Below are 14,766 nucleotides of genomic sequence, written 5' to 3' on the forward strand. Positions count from 1 at the left end.
GCCACCGCGAGGACGAAACCCGGAATCGCAAAACTCAAGGCGGACCATGCCAGCATCGGGAGCTGATCCGACGGATCAGCTCCTCCCGCGGCGAAGGCAGGCGCCAGCACGGCAGGTCGATGAGCCTCAGAGGTCGAGCACGAGCCGTGCCGGATCCTCCAGCGCCTCCTTGACCCGCACGAGGAAGGTCACGGCCTCCTTCCCGTCGACGATGCGGTGATCGTAGGACAGCGCCAGATACATCATCGGCCGCGCCTCGATCTTGCCGTTGCGCACGACCGGCCGCTCCTCGATGCGGTGCATGCCCAGAATGCCCGATTGGGGGGCGTTGAGGATCGGGGTCGACATCAGCGAGCCGTAGATGCCGCCGTTGGTGATCGTGAAGGTGCCGCCCTGCATCTCCTCAATGGAGAGCTTGCCCTCGCGCGCCTTCTTGCCGAAACCGCTGATCTTCTTCTCGATGCCGGCGATGGACAGGTCGTCGGCGTCGCGCACCACCGGCACGACGAGGCCCTTATCGGTGCCGACGGCGATGCCGATGTGGTAGTAGTTCTTGTAGACGAGGTCCTGCCCGTCGATCTCGGCGTTGACCGCCGGCACGTCCTTGAGCGCGCCGATCACCGCCTTGGTGAAGAAGCCCATGAAGCCGAGCTTCGTCCCGTGCTTCTTCTCGAACACGTCCTTGTACTGCGAGCGGAGCGCCATCACCGCGCCCATGTCCACGTCGTTGAACGTGGTCAGCATCGCGGCATTGTCCTGGGCGGACTTGAGGCGCTTGGCGATGGTCTGGCGGAGCTTGGTCATCCGCACCCGCTCCTCGCGGGCGGCGTCGTCCGGGGCGGACGGGGCGCGCGGCGGCGGCGGGGCCTTCGTCTCCTGAGCCGGGGCCTTGTCGCCACCGGTCTGTCCGCCCTTGGCGATGGCGGCCAGCATGTCGCCCTTGGTGGCGCGGCCGTCCTTGCCGCTGCCGTTGAGCGAGGCCGGATCGACGCCGGATTCGCGGGCGAGCTTGGCCACCGCTGGGCCGCTCTCGTCGGCGCCGCGGCCGGCGGCGGCGGGCGGGGCGTCACCGTGGCTGCCGTAGGAGGCCGACGATTCCTGGGCCGGCTTCTCGGCCTTGGTCTCGGCGGGTTCGGCGCTCTTCGGAGCCGCCTTCTCGGCCTTCGCCTCGGACTTCGTCTCCGACTTGGCCTCCGACTTGGCGGCACCCTGGCCGCCCTCGACGATCGAACCGAGCACCGCGCCGGGCTCCACCGTCTCGCCGTCCTTCACCAGGATCTCGCCGAGCTGGCCGGCGGCCGGGGCGTTGACCTCCAGCGTGACCTTGTCGGTCTCCAGTTCCACCAGGGGCTCGTCGGCGGCCACCGTGTCGCCGGGCTTCTTGAACCAGCGGCCGATCGTGGCCTCGCTCACGGATTCGCCGAGCGTCGGGACGAGGATGTCGGTTGCCATGGTGTCTTCCGCCCCCTTGCGGGGGGCCTCCTGTTCAGGACCGGGTGACGGCGGCGGGCCTCACGGCTGCCGCAGGATCAAGGATGAAACGGGTGCGCTCGCGCAGGCGAAGCCGGCCGGCGCGGCGATGACGGGGTCGGCCTCGCCGAGGGCAACCGCGGACGCCTCGTCCTCGGCCTCGGCCTCGCCGAGAGCCAGCCCCCAAGTCTTTCCAGGCGTCGAACCGTCGCCGGGCTCGAACACCGGGCCCACGGTGATCGCCCTCCCCTCCCCCGCGCGCGCGATCCAGGAGGCCGCATGCTCGGAAAAGAACGCCTTCTCGGCCTCCGTCGCGTCGAACGGGAAGCTCGGATGCGGCGGGGTCAGGCGCAGGAGGAAGGTGGGCATCGCCGGAAGACTCAGGTCGCGAGCGCCTCGTTGAGGAAGGCCTGGAGCTGGGCGACGTGCTTCGACATCAGGCCGACCGCCGTCGAGGCCGAGGCCGGGCGGCCCACGTAGCGGGCCCGCTTCGAGGCCGAGCCCGCCTGCCCCAGCACCCAATCAAGATAGGGATCGACGAAGGTCCAGGCGCCCATGTTCTTGGGCTCCTCCTGGCACCACACCACCTCGGCGTTGCGGAACCGGGTCATCTCGTTGGCGAGCGCCTTGAGCGGGAACGGATAGAGCTGCTCGACGCGCATCAGGTAGACGTCGTTGACGCCGCGCTTCTCGCGCTCGTCGTAGAGGTCGTAATAGACCTTGCCCGAGCACAGCACGACGCGGCGGATCTTGTCGTCGCGCACCAGCTTCACGCCCGACTCGTCCTGCTCGGCGTCGTCCCACAGGATGCGGTGGAAGGTTGAGCCCTCGGCGATGTCCTCGATCTTCGACACCGCCCGCTTGTGGCGCAGCAGCGATTTCGGGGTCATCAGCACGAGCGGCTTGCGGAAGTCGCGCTTCAGCTGGCGGCGCAGGATGTGGAAGTAGTTCGAGGGCGTCGAGCAGTTGGCGACCTGCATGTTGTCCTCGGCGCACATCTGCAGATAGCGCTCCAGACGGGCCGACGAGTGCTCCGGCCCCTGGCCCTCGTAGCCGTGCGGCAAGAGCAGCACGAGGCCGGACATGCGCAGCCACTTACGCTCGCCGCTGCTGATGAACTGGTCGATCACGACCTGCGCGCCGTTGGCGAAGTCGCCGAACTGCGCCTCCCACAGCACCAGCGCGTTGGGTTCGGCCAGCGAGTAGCCGTACTCGAAGCCGAGCACCGCCTCCTCGGAGAGCATCGAGTTGATGACCTCCAGGATCGCCTGGCCTTCCTTGACGGAGTTCAGCGGCGTGTAGCGCTGCTCGTTCTCCTGATCGATCACCACCGCGTGGCGCTGGGAGAAGGTGCCGCGCTCGACGTCCTGGCCGGACAGGCGGACGCGATGGCCCTCGGTCAGCAGCGTGCCGAAGGCGAGCGCTTCGGCGGTCGCCCAATCGATGCCGATACCGGTCTCGACCGCCTTGGCGCGGTTGTCGAAGAAGCGCTGGATCGTGCGGTGCAGGTGGAAGCCGGGCGGCGGCGTGGTGATCCGCTTGGCGATGTCGCGCAGCGTGTCGGCGGGCACGCCGGTGCGGCCGCGGCGGGGATCGTCCACGTCCTCGCGCACCGCCTGGAAGCCGGACCAGCGCCCGTCGAGCCAGTCGGCCTTGTTGGCCTTGTAGCCGCCGGCGACATCGAGCTCGCTCTCCAGCATGGACCGGAACTCGGCCTTGCGGGCGTCGAGCTGCTCCTGGGTCAGGTCGCCCTGGGCGACGAGCTTCTTGCCGTAGGTCTCCAGCGCGGTCGGGTGCTTGCGGATGTACTGGTACATCTTCGGCTGGGTGAAGGCCGGCTCGTCGCCCTCGTTGTGGCCGAAGCGGCGGTAGCACAGCATGTCGATCACGACCGGCTTGCCGAATTTCTGGCGGTACTCGGTCGCGACCTTCGCGGCGAACGTCACCGCTTCCGGGTCGTCGCCGTTGCAGTGGAAGATCGGCGCCTCGACCATCTTGGCGACGTCCGAGGGGTAGGGCGAGGACCGCGAGAAGCGCGGATCGGTGGTGAAGCCGATCTGGTTGTTGATGATGAAATGGATCGAGCCGCCGGTGCGGTGGCCCTTCAGGCCGGACAGCCCAAAACACTCGGCCACCACGCCCTGGCCCGCGAAAGCTGCGTCGCCGTGGATCAGCAGCGGCAGCACCCGGCGGCGCTCGACGTTGGGCTTGGCCTTCTGATCCTGCTTAGCCCGCACCTTCCCCAGCACCACCGGATCGACGATCTCGAGGTGGGACGGGTTGGCGGTGAGCGAGAGGTGGACGTTGTTGTCGTCGAAGGTGCGGTCGGACGAGGCGCCGAGATGGTACTTCACGTCGCCCGAGCCCTCGACCTCGGCCGGCGAGGACGAGCCGCCCTTGAACTCGTGGAACACCGCCCGGAAGGGCTTGGCCATCACGTTGGTGAGCACGTTCAGCCGGCCGCGATGGGCCATGCCGAGCACGATCTCCTCGACGCCGAGCGCGCCGCCGCGCTTGATGATCTGTTCCATGGCCGGGACCATCGACTCGCCGCCGTCGAGGCCGAAGCGCTTGGTGCCGGTGTATTTGAGGTCGAGGAACTTCTCGAAGCCTTCCGCCTCGATCAGCTTGTTCAGGATCGCCCGGCGCCCTTCCGGCGTGAACGAGATCTCCTTGTCCTTGCCCTCGATGCGCTCCTGGATCCACGCCTTCTCCTCGGGATCGGAGATGTGCATGAACTCGACGCCGAGCGTCTGGCAGTAGGTGCGCTCCAGGATCGCGACGATCTCGCGGATCGTCGAGAATTCCATGCCGAGCACGTTGTCGAGGAAGATCTTGCGGTCCCAGTCGCTCTCCTGGAAGCCGTAATGCTGCGGATGCAGCTCCTCGTGGTCGCCGCGGGGCGCCAGCCCCAGCGGGTCGAGCTTGGCGTGGAGATGGCCGCGCATGCGGTAGGCGCGGATCAGCATGATCGCGCGCACGGAATCCTTGGTCGCCTGCTCGACCGAGACCCCGGTGGCAGCCACGATCGCGGCGCCCTTGGCGGAATCGCCGGGCTTGCCCGGCTGGGCCTTGGCCTGGATCTTCTCGCCGAGCGCCTTCTCGAGCGCGCCCCAATTGCCGTCGAGCGCGGAGACGATCTCGCCGTTGAGCGGCACCGGCCAGTGGGGCTTCTCCCAGGAGGCGCCCTCGGCGTTCTTCTTCACCAGGGCGTCGTCCTCGCCGAGTTCGGCGAAGAACTTCTGCCACTGCGGATCGACCGAGTTCGGATCGCGGGCATAGGCCGCCTGAAGCTCCTCGATCCACGCGGCGTTGGCGCCGTAGAGGAAGGAGGTTTCGAGAAGCGCTTCGTTCGCGTCCTGGCGTGCCATGGCTGCCTGTCCTGTCCGCTCGGGCGACCCGCGCTCGGATGCGGGCGGCCACGGTGCAAATCCGATCCGGCGCGCCTCAAGGTTCGCGGAAGCCTAGAGCTCCGCGTCGCGCCTCCGGATGGGGTCGGGGCACGGATGCGCCCCGACGATGTCTCTCATATGGGTCGCCCGACTTTGCGTGCGGCGCAACACAGCCGCGCGGAACCCCGTTACAGACCGCCTCAACCCTTCAGCACCTCGACCAGGGTGCGGCCGAGACGGGCCGGCGAGGGCGAGACGCGGATGCCCGCGGCCTCCATCGCCGCGATCTTGTCCTCGGCGCCGCCCTTGCCGCCGGAGATGATCGCGCCCGCGTGACCCATGCGGCGGCCCGGAGGCGCCGTGCGGCCGGCGATGAAGCCGACCATCGGCTTCTTGCGCCCGCGCTTGGCCTCGTCCGCCAGGAACTGCGCCGCCTCTTCCTCGGCCGAGCCGCCGATCTCGCCGATCATCACGATCGACTGGGTCTTCTCGTCGGCGAGGAACAGTTCGAGCATGTCGATGAACTCGGTGCCCTTCACCGGGTCGCCGCCGATGCCGACCGCGGTGGTCTGGCCGAGGCCTTCCATCGTGGTCTGGAACACCGCCTCGTAGGTCAGCGTGCCGGAGCGCGAGACGATGCCGACATTGCCCGGCTTGAAGATGTTGGCCGGCATGATGCCGATCTTCGACTCGCCCGCGGTGACGACGCCGGGGCAGTTCGGGCCGATCAGCCGCGACTTCGAGCCTTCGAGCGCCCGCTTCACCCGCACCATGTCGAGCACCGGAATGCCCTCCGTGATGCAGACGATCAGCGGGATTTCCGCCGCGATCGCCTCGCAGATCGCGTCCGCGGCGCCCGGCGGCGGCACGTAGACCACGGAAGCGTCGGCGCCGGTGGCCTCGCGGGCCTCGGCGACGGTGTCGAACACCGGCAGGCCGAGATGGGTCGAGCCGCCCTTACCCGGCGAGGTGCCGCCGACCATCTTGGTGCCGTAGGCGATGGCCTGCTCGGAGTGGAAGGTGCCGTTCTTGCCGGTGAAGCCCTGGCAGATGACCTTCGTGTTCTTGTCGATCAGGATGGACATCGGTCAGCTCAGCCCTTCTTCACCGCGGCGACGATCTTCTGTGCGGCGTCGTCGAGATCGTCCGCGGGGATCACGTTGAGGCCCGAGCCCCGGATGATCGCCTTGCCTTCCTCGACGTTGGTGCCTTCCAGGCGCACGACGAGCGGGACTTCGAGGCCGACCGCCTTCACCGCCGCGATCACGCCGCGGGCGATGACGTCGCACTTCATGATCCCGCCGAAGATGTTGACGAGGATGCCCTTCACCTGCGGGTCGGCGGTGATGATCTTGAACGCCGCCGTGACCTTTTCCTCGGACGCACCGCCACCGACATCCAAGAAGTTCGCCGGCTCCTCGCCGTAGAGCTTGATGATGTCGAGGGTGGCCATGGCCAGCCCCGCGCCGTTGACCATGCAGCCGATGGTGCCGTCGAGCGCGATGTAGGCGAGGTCGTACTTGGAGGCCTCGATCTCCTTGGCGTCCTCCTCGGTCTCGTCGCGCAGGGCCACGATGTCCGGGTGCCGGTAGAGGGCGTTCGAATCGAAGGAGATCTTGGCGTCGAGGCACTTGAGATGGCCGTCGCCGGTGAGCACCAGCGGGTTGATCTCGAGCATGCTCATGTCCTTGGCCGTGAAGGCCGCGTAGAGCTTCTCGGTCAGCGCGCCGGCTTCCTTGGCCTGAGGGCCGGAGAGGCCGAGCGCCTTGGCCACCGCGCGGCCGTGATGGGGCATGATCCCGGTGGCCGGATCGACCGAGAAGGTCACGATCTTCTCAGGGGTGTCGTGGGCGACCTGCTCGATATCCATGCCGCCCTCGGTCGAGACCACGAAGGCGACCTGTCCGGTCTCGCGGTCCACCAGCATCGACAGGTAGAACTCGGCGGCGATGGCCGCGCCTTCCTCGATATAGAGGCGGTTGACCTGCTTGCCGGCGGGGCCGGTCTGGATCGTCACCAGGGTCTCGCCCAGCATCTCGCGGGCGAACTGGACCACCTCGTCCTTGGACTTGGTGACGCGCACGCCGCCCTTGGCGCCCTCGGGCGCGCCCTTGAAGGTCCCCTTGCCGCGTCCACCCGCATGGATCTGGCTCTTCACCACCCAGACCGGGCCGCCGAGTTCGTTGGCGGCGGCTTCCGCCTCCTCCGGCTTGAAGATCGCCACGCCCCGGGAGACGGGCAGGCCGAACTCCTTCAGAACGGCCTTGGCCTGGTATTCGTGGATATTCATCGGGACCCCTCGAAGCGAACGGTGCGCTGCCCATAGCGAACGGAGTTCGAGTGCGCAAAGCTCTTTGCTGAAAGCTTCGCGCTACTCATAATTCACTATTCACTTCGGTGTCAGGCCAGCTTTTCGTTGATGCCCTGGCAGGCCGCGATCAGGCCCTTCACGGCGCCCACCGACTTCTCGAACATCGCCTTCTCGTCGTCGTTGAAGGTCACTTCGAGGACGCGCTCGACGCCGTTCTCGCCGATCACCACCGGCACGCCGACATAGAGGCCGTCCACGCCGTACTGGCCTTCGAGATAGGCGGCGCAGGGCAGGACGCGCTTCTTGTCCTTGAGGTAGCTCTCGGCCATGGCGATGGCGGACGCCGCCGGGGCGTAGAAGGCCGAGCCGGTCTTGAGCAGGTTGACGATCTCGCCGCCGCCCTTGCGGGTGCGCTCGACCATGGCGTCGAGCTTCTCTTGCGTGGTCCAGCCGAGCTTGACCAGATCGGTCAGCGGCACGCCGGCCACCGTCGAGTAGCGGGTGAGCGGCACCATGTCGTCGCCGTGGCCGCCGAGCACGAAGGCGGTCACGTCCTCGACCGAGACCCCGAACTCCTCGGCCAGGAAGTGGCGGAAGCGGGCGGAATCGAGCACGCCGGCCATGCCGACGACCTTGTTGGTGGGCAGGCCCGAGAACTTCTGCAGCGCCCACACCATCGCGTCGAGCGGGTTGGTGATGCAGATGACGAAGGCGTTCGGGGCGTGCTCCTTGATGCCCGCGCCGACCGATTCCATGACCTTGAGGTTGATGCCGATGAGGTCGTCGCGGCTCATGCCGGGCTTGCGCGGCACGCCCGCCGTCACGATCACCACGTCGGCGCCGGCAATCGCCGCATAGTCGCTGGCACCGGAATACTTGGCGTCGAAGCCGTCGACGGGGGCGGATTCGGCGATGTCGAGCGCCTTGCCCTGGGGCACGCCGTCGACGATGTCGAACAGCACGACATCGCCCAGTTCCTTCAGGCCCGCGAGGTGGGCGAGCGTGCCGCCGATCTGTCCGGCGCCGATGAGGGCGATCTTGCTGCGTGCCATGGTGGGTTCGCCTCCGGTCGAAATTCGTGACGGTTCGGTCCTGCCCGGCCCGTTGCCGGTCTCTCGCTGTGCCGCGGTGCAGCCGAACCTTTGCCGATCAACGCTGATGCGGCCGGTGTTTGGCCGAAAAGCCACAGGCCTTCAACCCGACCAACGGGCAGGTCGGCGGGGGCCGGGCCAGCCTGAAAAATGCCGAGGGCGATCCTGCCAAACGGCAAAACCGAGATAAATCAACCGCTTGCCGGAAAGCCTCCGGCCGAAGCGCAGCCGGCAAGGCGTCGGTGACACAAAACCGTTTCTGTCATTCCCGACGGGCGGCCTGCTTCGCGGCGCAGCGTCCTGCCTCAAAAAGTGCCGGTGCGCAGGGCCCGCTGGATCGACTGGATCACCGCGCCGAGGCGGGCGTCGAGCAGGTCGCGCGGCACGTCCGAATCGTGCTGGATCGCCACCGGATGGGTGAAGCGGTAGCTCGCGTCGAAGATCACCGCGATGGCCCGCTCGCGGTCGCGGGCGGCGAACACGCCGGTGCCGATCCCCTCCTCGACGATGCGCTCCACCAGGGCCCGCAGCCGCACCCGGTGGCGCCGGGCGATGGGACGGGCCGCGACCGCGGCGTCGAGATGGACGGCGAAGAGATGCGGCTCGCGCACCAGCATCTCGCTCTGGGCCGTGGCGAGGGCGCCGAGGAAGCGCTCGATCTTGTCGTCGGCGGGATCCGGCGCGTCGGCGATGTCGGCCAGCTCTGTCTCCAGCTCGCGCAGCCAGCGCCCGGCGACCGCATCGAGCAGCGCGTCCTTCGAGGGGAAGTAGCGGTACACGTTGGCGTGGGTCATGCCGGCTTCCGCCGCCACCGCCACCACGGTGACCCGCTTGGGGCCGAGCCGGGCGAGGTGCTCGCTGGCGATGGCCAGGAGCCGCGCATCGGTGGAGATCGGCGTTGGGCGGGCCCGGGCGGCGGGACCGCTGAGACGGGGAGGTCGCGGATGACTCCCCCGTGGATCGTTTCCGGAAGGGACCGCCTCGCGGTCGCTGTCGTTCAGGGAGAAGGGGAGGGAAACGTTTCCGAACGGCAGCATGGTGTCCCGGGCACGGAGCGACAAGCGTGGGGGCACTCGACCGGACCCGGTCGAGAGCGGTGCCGTCCCACGCACGTACGACCCTTCCCCCCCGCGCCGCGCTTGGCAAGCCCGTTCGGCGCACGAATCGGTGCGAAGACTGCGCCCTTTTCGCTCAAAAGCTGCGGCGAGCCCCCGCGCAGGGCTTCCGGGAGCGCGGCCGGCACTGTACCGGGACGGCTTCGCCGCCTCGGCAAAACCGTCTATGACCGCCCGATGACCGTCCCCGAGACGTCGGCCTTCCCGCCCGGCGAACCGATCGAAGCGCGCCTGCGCCGTGGCCTCGGGGCCCGGTCGATCGTGCTCGTCGGCCTGATGGGGGCGGGCAAGAGCACGGTCGGGCGCCGCCTCGCCTCCCGGCTCGGGCTGATGTTCAAGGACGCCGATCACGAAATCGAAGCCGCGGCCAAGCTCACCATCGCGGACATCTTCGCTATCTACGGCGAGGCGAGCTTCCGCGAGGGGGAGGAGCGCGTCATCGCCCGCCTCCTGCGCGAGGGGCCGATGGTTCTGGCCACCGGCGGCGGCGCCTTCATGCGCGAGGCGACCCGCGCCCGAATCGCGGAAGGCGGCATCTCGGTCTGGCTCAAGGCCGACCTCGACGTGCTGATGCGCCGCGTGCGCAAGCGCACCACGCGCCCCCTCCTCCAGACCGAGGACCCCGAGGCGACGATGCGCGCCCTGATGGAACTGCGCCATCCGATCTATGCCGGGGCCGACCTCACGGTGCTCTCCCGCGACGTGTCGCACGACCGGGTGGTGCAGGACGTGATGGAGGCCCTCGACCTCCACATGAACCCGTCCGCCCCCCGCTCGAGCCCCGCCATGTCACAACCCTTGCGTGTCAACGTTCCGCTCAACCAGGGCCGCGACTACGACATCCGCATCGGCCGCGGCCTGCTCGACGAGATCGGTCTCGAAGCCCGCGACCTCGGCGCGCGGGCGGCCGGCATCGTCACCGACGAGACCGTGGCCGGTCTCTACGGCGAGCGGGTGAAGGCGAGCCTGGAGGCGGCCGGTCTGCGCTGCGGGATCATCGCGGTGCCGCCGGGCGAGGCGTCCAAGAGTTACTCGGAGTTTGCCCGCGTCTGCGACGGGTTGCTGTCCCAAAAAATCGAGCGCGGCGACCTCGTGGTGGCGCTGGGCGGCGGCGTGGTCGGCGACCTCGCGGGCTTCGCGGCGGCGAGCCTGCGGCGGGGCGTGCGCTTCCTCCAGGCGCCGACGACGCTGCTCGCACAGGTTGATTCCTCCGTCGGCGGCAAGACCGGCATCAATTCGCCGCTGGGCAAGAACCTGATCGGCGCCTTTCACCAGCCGCGCCTCGTTCTGGCCGACACCGCGACTCTCGACACCCTGTCCGAGCGCGAGATGCGGGCGGGCTATGCCGAGGTGGCGAAGTACGGCCTGATCGGCGATCCCGACTTCTTCGAATGGTGCGAGGCCAACTGGTCCGGCATCTTCGCCGGCGGCCCGGAGCGCGACGAGGCGGTCGCCGCCTGCTGCCGCGCCAAGGCCGGGGTGGTGGTGCGCGACGAGCGCGAGGACGGCGAGCGCGCCCTGCTCAATCTCGGCCACACCTTCGGCCACGCCCTGGAGCGGCTGACGGCCTACGATTCCGCCCGCCTCGTCCATGGCGAGGGCGTCGCCATCGGGCTGGCGCTGGCCTTCCGCTTCTCGGCCCGGCTCGGCCTTTGCCCCGGCCAGGATGCCGGCCGCGTCGCCAACCACCTGGCGCTCGCCGGCCTGCCGACCCGGCTGCAACAGGTGCCGGGCGGCGCGGGCGATCCCGACGCGCTCCTCGACGCCATGGCCCAGGACAAGAAGGTCCGCGACGGGCGCCTCACCTTCATCCTCGCCCGCGGCATCGGCCAGAGCTTTATCGCGCCGGATATCGATGGGGGCGAGGTGCGGGCGTTCCTGGAGGACGAGCTGCGGGGTTAAGCCCCCTCAGTCCCGCTTCAACCGCCGCCCGAAGATCGCCGTCCCGACGCGCACATGCGTCGCCCCCATCTGGATCGCCGCCGGGTAATCCGCGCTCATCCCCATCGACAGGATCGGCAGCCCGTGCTCCCGCGCGATCCGGGCCAGCAGGGCGAAATGCGGCGAGGGCGGATCCTCGGCGGGCGGGATGCACATCAGCCCGTGGATCGCGAGCCCGTGGGTGTCGCGGCACTCTAAGAGCAGCGTCTCGACCTGATCGGGCGCGACGCCGGCCTTCTGCGCCTCGTCGCCGGTATTGACCTGGATCAGGAGCTTCGGTGCCCGCCCGACCCGATCGATCTCCTTGGCCAGCGCCGCAGCGAGCGAGAGTCGGTCCAGCGAGTGGATCACGTCGAACAGGGCTACCGCGTCGCGGGCCTTGTTCGATTGCAGCGGGCCGACGAAGTGCAGTTCCGTGTCGGGGAACCGCTCCTTCAGCGCCGGCCACTTGGCGACCGATTCCTGCACGTAGTTCTCGCCGAACAGCCGTTGCCCGGCCTCCAGGGCCGGCAGGATGCCGTCCGCCGACACGGTCTTCGAGATCGCGATGAGGTGGACGCTCTCCGGATCGCGCTCGCTGTCCTCCGCGGCGCGACGGATGCCGGCCCGCACTTCGGCCAATCCGGCGGCGACGTCGGCCTCGCCGACGGGAGGGAGGGTGTCGAGGGATGTCGAGTGTTCGCTCATGCGCCTGTCCTGGGGCGGAGGCCGCCGGAGTTCAAGGCGCCCCCACCCTTTCATTGACCCGCGCCTCTCCGGATATGCTACGTGCCGGGCTCGTGGCGGCGGCCTCACGGCCCCGCCCTCCCCCGCTGATCCTGGCGCTCCGCATGACCGACACCGCACACCCCGCCCCGAACCTCGAGCGTTACAACGCCAAGGATGCCGAGCCGCGTTGGCAGCGGGCGTGGGACGAGGCGAAGCTGTTCGAGACGAAGAACGACGACGGCCGCCCCAAATACTACGTGCTGGAGATGTTCCCCTACCCGTCGGGGCGCATCCATATCGGCCATGTGCGCAACTACGCCATGGGCGACGTGGTGGCCCGCTACAAGCGCGCCAAGGGCCATAACGTGCTCCACCCGATGGGTTGGGACGCCTTCGGCTTGCCGGCCGAGAACGCCGCCATGGAGCGGAAGGTCAACCCGCGCGACTGGACCTACGCCAACATCGCGACGATGCGCGGCCAGCTCCAGAGCATGGGCCTGTCGCTCGACTGGAGCCGCGAGATCGCGACCTGCGATCCGGACTACTACAAGCACCAGCAGCGCATGTTCCTCGACTTCCTCGACAAGGGGCTGGTCACGCGCCGCACCGCGAAGGTGAACTGGGATCCGGTCGATCACACGGTGCTCGCCAACGAGCAGGTGATCGACGGGCGCGGCTGGCGCTCGGGCGCGCTGGTCGAGCAGCGCGAGCTGACCCAGTGGTTCTTCAAGATCACCGACTTCGCTCAGGACCTCAGCGACGCCCTCGACGGGCTGGAGCGCTGGCCGGAAAAGGTCCGGCTGATGCAGAAGAACTGGATCGGCCGCTCCGAGGGGCTGGAGGTGCGCTTCGCGCTGGCCTCGCCGTTTGCCGGCACTGAGGAACTGACGGTCTACACCACCCGGCCCGACACCCTGTTCGGTGCCAAGTTCCTGGCGATCTCGGTCGATCACCCGCTCGCCAAGGCGCTGGCCGAGAGCGGCCCCGACTCCGCCGGCCTGCAAGAATTTGCGGAAGCCTGCCGCCGCATCGGCACCGCGCAGGAGGCGATCGACACCGCGGAAAAACTCGGGTTCGACACCGGCTTGACGGTGCGCCACCCCCTCGACCCGTCCTGGGAACTGCCGGTCTTCGTCGCGAACTTCGTGCTGATGGAATACGGCACCGGCGCCGTGTTCGGCTGCCCGGCCCACGACCAGCGCGACCTGGACTTTTCCAACAAGTACGGTCTCGGCAACACCCCCGTCGTCTGTCCCGAGGGACAGAATCCGGACGAATTCGTCATCACCGACACCGCCTATGACGGCGACGGGCGGATGATCCATTCTGGCTTCCTCGACGGGATGAGCACCGACGACGCCTTCCGCACGGTGGCCGACCGGCTGGAGGCCGAGACGCTGGCCGGCGCACCCGTCGCCCGCCGCAAGGTGCAGTTCCGCCTGCGCGACTGGGGCGTTTCGCGCCAGCGCTACTGGGGCTGCCCGATCCCGATCATCCACTGCGAGTCCTGCGGCCCCGTCGCGGTGCCGGTGGCCGACCTGCCGGTGAAGCTGCCCGACGAGGTGTCGTTCGACCAGCCGGGCAATCCGCTGGAGCGCGACCACGCCTGGCGCAACGTGCCCTGCCCCCGCTGCGGCGCGGCGGCCCGGCGCGAGACCGACACGATGGACACCTTCGTCGACTCGTCGTGGTACTACGCCCGCTTCACCGCCCCCTGGCTCGCGGACGCCCCGACCGACCGCAAGATCGTCGATCACTGGCTCGCGGTCGATCAGTATATCGGCGGCGTCGAGCACGCGATCCTGCACCTGCTCTACTCGCGCTTCTTCATGCGGGCGATGCAGGCGACCGGCTGGGCCGGAATCTCGGAGCCGTTCGCCGGCCTGTTCACGCAGGGCATGGTGGTCCACGAGACCTACAAGGACCCGGCCGGCGCCTGGGTGCCGCCCTCCGACATCCGGTTCGAGACCGAGGGCGGACAGCGCAAAGCGTTTCACGTGAAAACCGGCGCGCCGATCGAGGTCGGCCCGACGGAGAAGATGTCGAAGTCGAAGAAGAACGTCGTCGATCCCGACGACATCATCGCCAGCTACGGCGCCGACACCGCCCGCTGGTTCATGCTCTCCGACTCGCCGCCTGAGCGCGACGTGATCTGGACGGAAGAGGGCGTGCAGGGCGCCGCCCGTTTCGTCCAGCGCGTCTGGCGCCTCGTCCACGGCGCGGCGGCCGCGAGCGGGCAGGGCGGAGCGTCGGACGCTGCTGTGCGCAAGGCCGCCCACAAGGCGCTGGCCGCGGTGGGCGAGGATGTCGAGCGCCTGCGCTTCAACCGCTGCGTCGCCCACATCTACACGCTCGCCAATACCCTCGATGAGGCGCTGCGCGCCGGCGCCTCGTCCGCCGCGACGGGAGAGGCCGCGCGCATCCTTGTCCAGCTCATCGCTCCGATGATGCCCCACCTCGCCGAGGAATCCTGGCGGGTGCTGGGCGGCGAGGGCCTCGTCGCCGAGGCCCCCTGGCCCGAGGCCGATCAGGCGCTTCTCGTCGAGGACGAGATCACCCTGCCGGTCCAGATCAACGGCAAGAAGCGCGCCGACGTGACGGTGCCGCGGGACGCCGACAAGGGCACGGTCGAGGCCGCGACCCTGGCGCTGGACGCCGTGCAGAAGGCGCTGGAAGGCCGCGCCCCGAAAAAGGTGATCGTGGTGCCGGGGCGGATCGTGAACCTCGTGGTCTAGCTC

General features: G+C 68.8%; 10 protein-coding genes. 2 read left to right on the forward strand and 8 right to left on the reverse strand.

What is annotated here, in order from left to right; all coding sequences use genetic code 11:
• Positions 1–126 precede the first annotated feature (126 nt).
• The 7 genes from odhB to BM140_RS16370 form a co-directional block, all read right to left on the reverse strand.
• Positions 127–1,452: a 2-oxoglutarate dehydrogenase complex dihydrolipoyllysine-residue succinyltransferase gene (gene odhB / locus BM140_RS16340; protein ID WP_091948592.1), complete on the reverse strand. Its 1,326-nt coding sequence runs from the start codon at positions 1,450–1,452 to the stop codon at positions 127–129.
• A gap of 60 nt (positions 1,453–1,512) precedes the next feature.
• Entirely contained in the window at positions 1,513–1,839 is a 327-nt protein-coding gene (locus BM140_RS16345; RefSeq protein ID WP_091948595.1) for a hypothetical protein, read from the reverse strand.
• Positions 1,840–1,850: 11 nt separating this feature from the next.
• Positions 1,851–4,841: a 2-oxoglutarate dehydrogenase E1 component gene (locus BM140_RS16350; protein WP_091948597.1), complete on the reverse strand. Its 2,991-nt coding sequence runs from the start codon at positions 4,839–4,841 to the stop codon at positions 1,851–1,853.
• Between the two features lie 221 nt (positions 4,842–5,062).
• Complete coding sequence (gene sucD, locus BM140_RS16355) at positions 5,063–5,947, reverse strand: succinate--CoA ligase subunit alpha (protein ID WP_091948599.1); 885 nt, start codon at positions 5,945–5,947, stop codon at positions 5,063–5,065.
• Between the two features lie 8 nt (positions 5,948–5,955).
• Positions 5,956–7,152, reverse strand: coding sequence for an ADP-forming succinate--CoA ligase subunit beta (gene sucC, locus BM140_RS16360; protein ID WP_091948602.1), 1,197 nt, complete (start codon positions 7,150–7,152; stop codon positions 5,956–5,958).
• Between the two features lie 110 nt (positions 7,153–7,262).
• Positions 7,263–8,225, reverse strand: coding sequence for a malate dehydrogenase (mdh, locus tag BM140_RS16365; RefSeq protein ID WP_091948606.1), 963 nt, complete (start codon positions 8,223–8,225; stop codon positions 7,263–7,265).
• 344 nt (positions 8,226–8,569) lie between these two features.
• Entirely contained in the window at positions 8,570–9,301 is a 732-nt protein-coding gene (locus tag BM140_RS16370) for a TetR family transcriptional regulator (RefSeq protein WP_091948609.1), read from the reverse strand.
• 255 nt (positions 9,302–9,556) lie between these two features.
• On the opposite strand from BM140_RS16370, the gene aroB reads away from it, so the two are divergent.
• On the forward strand, positions 9,557–11,281 hold the full coding sequence (gene aroB, locus BM140_RS16375; RefSeq protein WP_091948612.1) for a 3-dehydroquinate synthase: 1,725 nt from the start codon (positions 9,557–9,559) through the stop codon (positions 11,279–11,281).
• Between the two features lie 6 nt (positions 11,282–11,287).
• Here aroB and BM140_RS16380 read toward each other — a convergent pair whose 3' ends face one another.
• Complete coding sequence (locus BM140_RS16380; RefSeq protein WP_091948615.1) at positions 11,288–12,007, reverse strand: YggS family pyridoxal phosphate-dependent enzyme; 720 nt, start codon at positions 12,005–12,007, stop codon at positions 11,288–11,290.
• Positions 12,008–12,150: 143 nt separating this feature from the next.
• Between BM140_RS16380 and leuS the strand changes: the two genes are divergently transcribed.
• Positions 12,151–14,763 carry a leucine--tRNA ligase gene (leuS, locus tag BM140_RS16385; protein WP_091948618.1) on the forward strand — a complete coding sequence of 871 codons (2,613 nt, stop codon included), beginning with the start codon at positions 12,151–12,153 and terminating at the stop codon, positions 14,761–14,763.
• The last annotated feature ends 3 nt before the right edge of the window (positions 14,764–14,766 follow it).

The sequence above is a fragment of the Methylorubrum salsuginis genome (genome assembly GCF_900114375.1).
GTDB classification, from domain to species: Bacteria; Pseudomonadota; Alphaproteobacteria; order Rhizobiales; family Beijerinckiaceae; genus Methylobacterium; species Methylobacterium salsuginis.